Source organism: Streptomyces sp. NPDC006134, assembly GCF_040628835.1.
Classification (GTDB): Bacteria; Actinomycetota; Actinomycetes; order Streptomycetales; family Streptomycetaceae; genus Streptomyces.
On the sequence record NZ_JBEXTV010000045.1, the window covers coordinates 59,256 to 67,882 of the forward strand.

General features: G+C 73.9%; 7 protein-coding genes, 1 pseudogene and 1 CRISPR repeat array. Of the genes and pseudogenes, 5 read left to right on the forward strand and 3 right to left on the reverse strand.

The window, feature by feature from the left end; genetic code table 11:
• The first annotated feature begins 5 nt into the window (after positions 1-5).
• From ABZ340_RS26345 to ABZ340_RS26360, 4 genes are all read left to right on the forward strand, one after another.
• Positions 6-809: a ferredoxin reductase gene (locus tag ABZ340_RS26345; RefSeq protein ID WP_358784302.1), complete on the forward strand. Its 804-nt coding sequence runs from the start codon at positions 6-8 to the stop codon at positions 807-809.
• A gap of 275 nt (positions 810-1,084) precedes the next feature.
• The gene (locus ABZ340_RS26350) at positions 1,085-1,669 is read left to right on the forward strand and encodes a hypothetical protein (RefSeq protein ID WP_358784303.1); all 585 of its coding nucleotides are present in this window, start codon (positions 1,085-1,087) and stop codon (positions 1,667-1,669) included.
• A 109-nt stretch (positions 1,670-1,778) separates the two neighbouring features.
• A complete protein-coding gene (locus ABZ340_RS26355; protein ID WP_358784304.1) occupies positions 1,779-2,747 on the forward strand; it encodes an acetylxylan esterase in 969 nt (322 codons plus the stop codon).
• A gap of 129 nt (positions 2,748-2,876) precedes the next feature.
• Positions 2,877-4,034: a serine hydrolase domain-containing protein gene (locus ABZ340_RS26360; RefSeq protein ID WP_358784305.1), complete on the forward strand. Its 1,158-nt coding sequence runs from the start codon at positions 2,877-2,879 to the stop codon at positions 4,032-4,034.
• Positions 4,035-4,210: 176 nt separating this feature from the next.
• Here the strand turns inward: ABZ340_RS26360 and ABZ340_RS26365 are convergent.
• Positions 4,211-4,940: pseudogene (locus ABZ340_RS26365) on the reverse strand (class I SAM-dependent methyltransferase).
• A 232-nt stretch (positions 4,941-5,172) separates the two neighbouring features.
• Between ABZ340_RS26365 and ABZ340_RS26370 the strand changes: the two are divergent.
• On the forward strand, positions 5,173-5,391 hold the full coding sequence (locus tag ABZ340_RS26370; protein WP_358784306.1) for a hypothetical protein: 219 nt from the start codon (positions 5,173-5,175) through the stop codon (positions 5,389-5,391).
• On the opposite strand, the gene ABZ340_RS26375 is transcribed toward ABZ340_RS26370, so the two are convergent.
• Together ABZ340_RS26375 and ABZ340_RS26380 are read right to left on the reverse strand one after the other, a co-directional pair.
• Complete coding sequence (locus tag ABZ340_RS26375) at positions 5,381-6,052, reverse strand: transposase (RefSeq protein ID WP_358784307.1); 672 nt, start codon at positions 6,050-6,052, stop codon at positions 5,381-5,383. The two genes, ABZ340_RS26370 and ABZ340_RS26375, sit on opposite strands and share 11 nt — an antisense overlap.
• 596 nt (positions 6,053-6,648) lie before the next feature.
• A CRISPR array of direct repeats spans positions 6,649-7,653; the repeat unit is 29 nt; unit sequence GGGACCATCCCCGCGGGTGCGGGGAGCAG.
• A gap of 30 nt (positions 7,654-7,683) precedes the next feature.
• A protein-coding gene (locus tag ABZ340_RS26380; protein WP_358784308.1) for an IS5 family transposase occupies positions 7,684-8,492 on the reverse strand; the annotation gives its coding sequence in 2 pieces (ribosomal slippage) (positions 7,684-8,142 and positions 8,145-8,492; 807 coding nt in all).
• Positions 8,493-8,627: the final 135 nt, after the last annotated feature.

Consider the following 8,627-nt stretch of genomic DNA (forward strand, 5'->3'; position numbering starts at 1 on the left):
CTCCGGTGACTGAGACGACGACGGCCGGGACGGCACCCGGGACGGCGACGCACACCCGAGGGGGCTTCGCTCCCCCGGTCCGGTTCGCCGTGCCCGGACGCATCGCGGTGAGCGAGCAGGTGGCCACGCGGTGGCAGACCGCCACGCTCACCGCGATCCGCCGCGAGACGCCGCGTGCCGCCACCTTCCGCCTCGCCGTGCCCGGCTGGGCGGGACACCTGCCCGGCCAGCACCTCCAGCTGCGGCTGACCGCCGCCGACGGGTACGTGGCCCAGCGCCACTACTCGATCGCGTCCGCCCCCGACGACTCGGGGCACATCGAGCTGACCCTCGACCACGTCGAGGGCGGCGAGGTCTCCGGCTGGTTCCACACGGTGGCCCGGGTGGGCGACCGGGTGGAGGTGCGCGGCCCGCTGAGCGGCTTCTTCGCCTGGCCGGGCGACCGGCCCGCGCTGCTGATCGGCGCCGGCTCCGGGGTCGTCCCGCTGATGGCGATGGTGCGGCACCACCGGGCGCGGAACCTGTCCGCCCCGCTGCGGCTGCTGGTGTCCGCGCGCAGCCCCGAGGAGCTGATCTACGCGCGGGAGTACGGTCCGGAGACGACCCGCGTGTTCACCCGGAGCGCGCCGGCGGGTGCGCCGGTGGGGCGGCTGACGGCCGCGCACCTGGCGCCGCTGATGGCCGAGCGGCCGCCCGGCGGGTGGGAGGCCTACGTGTGCGGCTCCAACTCCTTCGCCGAGCACGCCTCCCGGCTGCTGGTGGCGGCCGGCCAGCCCGTGGACCGCATCCGCATCGAGCGCTTCGGCTGACCCGGCGCGGCGGACCCGCCCGTTACGCGCCGGCGCCCTGCCGTCCGGCGCGCCGGTCCGGGTTTCCCCGCGGCCCCGCGGGGCACCTGTCCGGCGGCGCGGACCGGCCGTCCGGCGCCGCCCGGTGGGCGGCCCCGGTGGCGAGGGCCGCCGGACGGGGTACCGGAGCGGCGCGGGCGGGTACCCGCGGGGCACGGTGCGGCCCGGGCGGCAGCGCTTGGGCCCGTACGCCCGCCCGTCCTGCCCTCGGCTGCGGTGACGGCGAGGAGGTCGACATGGGAACCCGGGTGCGCTGGTGGCGCTGGCGGCGCAATCCGCTGCGGCGCCGGTCGGACGTCGTGGAGGCGTGGACGGCGCTGGCCGTCGCCGTCCTGCTGTTCGTGGGCGCTCCCCTGCTGGGGGCGGTCGCGGCCCGGTGGGCCCACGACGAGGCGCGCGCGGCCGCGGACCGGCAGCAGGCCGAGCGGCAGCGGGTGCGTGCCGAGGTGATCGGCCGGACCCCCGACCGGCTGCCGTCGGTCCAGGCCGGCGGCCGGCACTCGTACCGGGCGACCGTGCGCTGGACGGAGCCGGACGGTGCCGCGCGGACGGCCGCGGCGCGTGTCCCGGCGGGCACGCGGCACGGGGAGACGGTCGACGTGTGGCTGGACTCCCGGGGCCGGAGCGTGCCCCCGCCGGCCACCGGCTCCGCGGTCTGGCAGCACTCCCTCACGATGGGCGTCTGCGCCACGGTCGGCGCGGTGGCCACCGTCCTCCTCGCGCACAGCGGGGTGCGCCGGGCGGCTCTGCGGCACCGGATGGACGAGTGGGAGCGCGAGTGGGCCCGCACCGAGCCTCAATGGACGCACCGGCGGGCCTGAGCACGGCGACCGCGTCCGCCGCCGCCCCGGCGGAAGACCTGGCGAGCGCTCCGATCACCCGCATACGGTGTGATCGCTTGCCCTGTCCCTGTCGCAAAGGCGGTCCCGCATGGCCCTGTTCGACCTTCCGCTCGACGAACTGCGTTCGTACCGCAGCACGTCCGCGGAGCCCGAGGACTTCGACGCGTTCTGGTCCAAGACCCTCCAGGAGGCCCGCGCGCACGACCTGGACGCCCGCTTCGAGCCGGTGGAGACCGGTCTGTCGACGGTGCGGGTGTACGACGTGACGTTCGCCGGGTTCGGCGGCCACCCCGTCAAGGGGTGGCTGATCCTGCCCGCCGGGGCGGAGGAACCCCTGCCGCTGGTCGTGGAGTTCATCGGCTACGGCGGCGGACGCGGTCTGCCCCACGAGCACCTGCTGTGGGCTTCCACGGGCCGGGCCCACTTCGTGATGGACACCCGCGGCCAGGGCAGCGCCTGGGGCGGCGGGGGCGGCACCGCGGACCCGCTCGGCGGCGCTCCCGCGTACCCGGGCTTCATGACCCGCGGCATCGACGCGCCGGAGAACTACTACTACCGCCGCGTCTACACGGACGCCGTACGGGCCGTCGAGGCGGCGCGCTCCCACCCGCTGACCGACGCGACGCGCACGGTGGCCCTCGGCGCCAGCCAGGGCGGCGGCATCACGCTCGCGGTCGGCGGACTGGTGCCGGACCTGGTGGCCGTCGCGCCCGACGTGCCGTTCCTGTGCGACTTCCCGCGCGCCACGACGCTGACCGACCGTCACCCGTACCGGGAGATCGGCCTGTACCTCAAGACGCACCGCGGGCGCGGCGAGGACGCGCTGCGCACCCTGGCGTACTTCGACGGCGTGCACTTCGCGGCGCGCGGCCGGGCACCCGCGCTGTTCTCGGCGGCGCTGGAGGACCAGACCTGCCCGCCCTCGACGGTCTTCGCGGCCTTCAACGCCTGGGCCCACGAGGACAAGGCGATGGAGGTGTACGACTTCAACGACCACGAGGGCGGCGGGCCGTTCCAGGAGGCCGCGCGGCTGCGCTGGCTGCGCTCGTACGCCTGAGTCCGCGCGGGTTCCCCCCGGGCCGGCCGCGCCGGAGGGCTTCCGTCTGGTCCGACCGGTCGGTACGTTCGGTGCCATCCGGGCGGCGCCGTTGCGGCCCGGGGTGACGGCCGACGACGGAGGGGGCCCATGTCCGGGCACGAGGCACAGGTTCACGGCCACTGCGATCCCCGCTTCGCGGCGGTGCGCGCGGCGTTCGAGGAGAACTTCCGGGAGCGGGGCGAGCTGGGTGCCGCCGTGGCCGTCACCCTGAACGGGGAGACGGTGGTGGACCTGTGGGGCGGCTGGGCCGACGCGGCCCGCACCCGGCCCTGGGAGAGCGGCACACTCGTCAACGTGTGGTCGACGACGAAGGGCCCGGTCGCCCTGTGCGCCCACATCCTCGCCGACCGCGGGCTGCTGGACCTCGACGCGCCGGTCGCCGCGTACTGGCCCGAGTTCGCCGCGGCGGGCAAGGAGAAGGTCCTCGTCCGGCATCTGCTGTCGCACCGGGCGGGCCTGTGCGGGCTGCGGGAGCCGCATACGGCCGCCGAGCTGTACGACTGGGAGCTGACCACCGGGCGCCTGGCGGCCATGGCGCCCTGGTGGGAGCCGGGGACCCGGTCGGGCTACCACGCGCTGACCTACGGCCACCTGGTCGGGGAGGTCGTGCGGCGGGTGTCGGGGCTGCGGCCCGGGGCCTTCCTGGAGCGGGAGGTGACCGGCCCCCTGGGGATCGACTTCACCCTCGGCCTGCCGGAGAAGGAGGCCCACCGGGCGGCGGAGCTGGTGCAGGCTCCTTTCGGCGAACGGAGCGCCGCCGCCGGGAAGCTGCCGCCCGCGGCCCTCGCCGCGCTGGCCAACCCCGCAGTGGGGGCGGCCGAGGCGTGCACGCCCGAGTGGCGGGCCGCGGAGATCCCGGCCGCCAACGGGCACGGCACCGCGCGGGCCGTCGCCGCGCTGTACGGCGTCTTCGCGGGCCGCGGGACGTACGGCGGCCGGCGCGTCCTGTCCCCCGAGGCCGCCGAGCGGGTCCGCGAGGGGCAGGGCCGCTGCCGCGACCTGGTCATCGGCGCCGGGTTCGAGGGCGAGACGGAGGCCGGGCTCGGCCTGTGGCTCAGCGGTCCGCACGGTTCGTACGGGCCCAACCCTCGCGCCTTCGGACACGACGGACTCGGCGGGTCCTGCGGACTGGCGGACCCGGAGGCCGGCATGTCCGTCGGCTACGTGATGAACCGCATGGGGCAGCGCATCGCCGACGACCCGAGGAAGATGGCGCTGGTCGACGCCGTCTACCGTGCCTTGTGACCGGCGCCGTCCACCGCGCGCCCCGTCGCCAGGGACGGGGCGGCGGGGCGACGGGGCGACGGGGCGACGGGGCGACGGGGCGACGGGGCGACGGGGCGACGGGGCGACGGCGGATCGTGTGATCGTGTACGGGATCGCGGCCAGGGCGCGGGAGGGGGCGTACGGGGCGCCGGCCGCTACTGCGGTGACCGCCGGGCCACGACCAGGCGGACGCGCGGGCTGCCGTCGCGCCGCCGCCCGAACTCGGGCAGCGCGTGCAGCTCCACCCGGAAACCGGCGCGCGTCAGCTCGCGGCACACGCGGCTCGGCCGGAAGGTCCGGTAGTACATGACGAACGGCGGCCGCCACACGGCGTTGCGCACCCGCATCACCGCGTCGAACCCCAGCAGCGTCCAGTACGCCGGTGAGCCGGGCGGGGGCGGGGCGACGAGGGGGAAGGCGAAGCACCCGCCGGGCCGCAGCACGGAGTGGACCTGGGCGAACAGCCCCGGCAGCTCGCGGGGCAGGAAGTGCCCGAACGCCCCGAAACTCACCACGAGGTCGAACGCGGACGTGAAAGGCAGGGCGCGGGCGTCCGCGCGGACCCAGTGGACGCGCGGACCGGGGGGGCAGGGCGCGTCGCCGGGCGACGGCGAGCATGCCCGCGCTGAAGTCGACGCCGGTGACGCCGTCCCGGCACACCCGTACCGTCACGCCGGTGCCCGCACCGGTGCCGCAGCACAGGTCGAGCCCGGTGCCGAAGGGGCCCATCCGGGCCAGCGCCGCCGCGACGGCGTCCAGCACCGCGTCCGGCGTCCGGAACGGGGTGTGGTCGAACTTCGGGGCGAGCAGGTCGTAGCCGCGCTCGACGGACGACAGCGCCTGGACGGCGAGTTCACGGAGGCCGGGGCCTTCGGGACTGAACATCCGGCCAGCCTAGACGCCGTTTCCCTCGGCTGAGGACTGTACTGATGACCGGGCAGATGGGTGTCAGTGCGATGTGCGAACCTCCGGGGCATGAGCTACGACCTTGCTGTCTGGGAAGACGGGAGGCCGGCGGATGACAAGACCGCCGCCCGGGTCTTCAACGACCCGTACGACCACTGCTGCATTGACGGCGAGGCGGAAAGAGCCTCCGTCCAAGCGCATAGCGGCCTACGTGACCGCGCTGCTTGAGCGGTGGTGCGACATCCCCGAGAACGAGGAGGACACCTCGCCCTGGTCGACCGGATCATTGATCAACGAGGCCAGTGGTCCACTGATCTGCTTCCCCATGCGGTGGAGCATGGCCGAGGAGGCGTCGGCCTACGCGGCAGCCGTGGCGGAGCCCATGGGGCTGGTGTGTTTCGACACGCAGCAAAACCGGCTCAGGCCGTGAGGAGAGCCGCCGGTCGGCGGTAGCCGACGAGGGCTGCGGCCATGCCGGCGAAGTTGAGGAAGCGCTCAGCCTCGTGTCCGTACCGGCGGTGCAGCCTCCGGCAGCCTGCCTGCCAGGACACGGTCCTCTCGGCCACCCAGCGATGTCTGCCCAGCCGCTGCGAGGACTCGGCACCCTTGCGGACGATGCGGTGGCGGATTCCACGCTCGCGCGGCCATCGGCGCTGATGGCCGTAGTCGCAGCCCTTGTCGGCGTGCGGCCTCGCCGGCCGTCGGTACCGGGCACCGCGGAGTGACCGGATGGGTGGAATGCCGCACACGAAGAGCTCCAGGCTCTGACTGTCGTGCATGTACGCGCCGGAGGCACCCAAGGACAGCGGCAGTCCGTTCCGATCGGTGATCAGATGGATCTTCGACCCCAGCCCACCCCGGGCACCGAATGCGTCGAGGACGACCTGGTGCGGTCGGGCCCACACCCGGTCCCGGCTCCACGGGGCGAAGCACCGATAGCCGGTGGGCCAGGTCGGCCCGAACACCAGCGGCAGCTGCCGCCAAGTGCAGCCCGAGGCGGCCACGAAGACGATCGCCGCCAGGCATGCGCGGTCTCCGGCCCGTCGGCGGCCGCCGCCTTGTGGACGTATGACCGCCGTCGGCGGGACCACTCACCGGAACGGCGTCCACAACTCGTCCGGCACCAGTCGCTCAACGAGATCCGCACGCGCGGCCCAACGAGCGAACACGCCATCAGAAAAGATGCCTGACTGGCGGACGGCCCCGGCGCCGCAGCCCGGCGGCGAACCGATACCGCCGGTCCAGGCCGCGGTGAACTTCTCCCTCACCCCCATCGAGCTGAACCGCCCCGCCCCGTTCGGCATCACCGTCGTGTTGATGGCACAGGACTGCCACAGCGTGCGCCTGACCGAGGCACCCGCCCGCTGCCCCGCCGCGACACGAAGCTTTGACGACGACGCGCCCCGCCACATCCGGGACGCGGACGAACGGATCTACGTGGTGACCACCAACCTCGTCACCGGCGCACAGGAGCAGCTCGCCCGGCACCGGCGACCGGACCACGTCTGGCGCGCCGGGTGGGTGGTCAACCGACTGTCGCTCCTCACGGTCGTCATCGGCACAGGCGTCGCTGCGCTCACCCCCATCGGCCAGTTGCACAGCCACGCCGGTGCCGCCGATCACGCGCACTACACCGGCATCGCCCACTTCATGGCCGACCGCCCGCTCACCAACCCCTCCACCACTTGGGACCGTCCCCGCGGGTGCGGGGAGCAGGAAGATTTCGACCTGGCCGGCGCGCCACTCCGGGGACCATCCCCGCGGGTGCGGGGAGCAGGGTGGGGGCGGCGCGCGGGGCGCCGCCCGATGGGGACCATCCCCGCGGGTGCGGGGAGCAGCACAAGCTGATCGCGCCGAACCTGCTCACCCGGGGACCATCCCCGCGGGTGCGGGGAGCAGCACGCGCCCGGCTTCTCCGGGATCGGCACCCAGGGACCATCCCCGCGGGTGCGGGGAGCAGGCAGCCTCACCCCCCGACCCGACGAACTGGTGGGGACCATCCCCGCGGGTGCGGGGAGCAGGTCCAGATCCGCCCCGGCCCCGACGGCCGCTGGGGACCATCCCCGCGGGTGCGGGGAGCAGGGTCGTCGCTCGGGGGCGGCATGACCGCGAGCGGGACCATCCCCGCGGGTGCGGGGAGCAGATGGCGGGGCGTGGTCCGCAGGCGTTTGCCGGGGGACCATCCCCGCGGGTGCGGGGAGCAGCAGCGGCCGATGTCCTCCAGGGTGACCGGGTCGGGACCATCCCCGCGGGTGCGGGGAGCAGCTGGATTTCAAAAATTCCCCCGGCATAGTCGAGGGACCATCCCCGCGGGTGCGGGGAGCAGTCGTCCACGGAGCCCGCGGACAGGTCCATCGTGGGACCATCCCCGCGGGTGCGGGGAGCAGTCGGTGATCTTGTTGCGGTTGGAGCCGGGAGGGGGACCATCCCCGCGGGTGCGGGGAGCAGTGGACGGGGGTGAGCGGCTTGGGCATCGGCCCGGGACCATCCCCGCGGGTGCGGGGAGCAGGATTCCTTCGCCCTTCTTCGCTGCGGCGAGGAGGGACCATCCCCGCGGGTGCGGGGAGCAGATCTGCTGATCAGACCGGCCGCCAACACCCGAGGGACCATCCCCGCGGGTGCGGGGAGCAGGTCCGCGCCGCCTGCTCGGCACGCTCGCCGTCGGGACCATCCCCGCGGGTGCGGGGAGCAGACTGGGTGACCTGCGGCTTTAGACGTCGTTTCAGTTGGTGAGTCGGCGGTAGCTGATGAGTGCTGCGGCGATGCCGACGAAGGCCAGGAAGTGTTCGGCCTTTCGCTCGTAGCGGCGGTGAAGTCTTCGGCATCCGGCCAGCCAGGAGACCGTTCTCTCGACGACCCAGCGATGTCGGCCGAGCCGCGTGGAGGACTCGATGCCCTTGCGGGCGATGCGGTGGCGGATGCGACGTTCGCGGAGCCATTTCCGCAGGTGGTTGTAGTCATAGCCCTTGTCTGCGTGAAGCTTGGCCGGACGCCGGCGGCGCGGGCCGCGGCGGGAGCGGATGGGCGGGATCCCGCGCACGAGCGGCTCCAGGCCGAGGCTGTCGTGCGTGTTGGCGCCGGAGATACCCAGCGACAGCGGCACGCCGTTCCGGTCGGTGATCAGGTGGATTTTCGATCCAGGCTTGCCGCGGTCGGTCGGATTCGGTCCGGTCAGTGGCCCCCTTTTGCCGCCCGGACGCTGACGGAGTCGATCGCGCACCGCGACCAGTCCAGCTCACCCCGAGCGCCGAGTTCGTCGAGGATGACACGGTGCAGCCGGGCCCAGACCCGGGCCCGGCTCCACTGGGCGAAGCGACGGTAGACGGTGGGCCAGGCCGGCCCGAACACTGGCGGCAGCTGCCGCCAGGTGCAGCCAGAGGTGGCCACGAAGATGATTGCCGCCAGGCACTCGCGGTCACCGGCCCTCCGTTTGCCGCCGCCCTGCGGGCGTATGACCTGCGTCGGCGGGACCACCCGCCGAAACAGCGTCCACAACTCGTCCGGTACCAACCGCTCCACCAGGTCCGTCATGCACGGCTCAACGAGCGATCACGCCATCAGAAACGGCGTCTTACTGGAGCCAGAGCCGGTTTCTGTACACTATCTCCGATTCCAACAAATAAGACATAGGGGATTTATTTTCCATTGGGCTCTCTCGGCACGTCG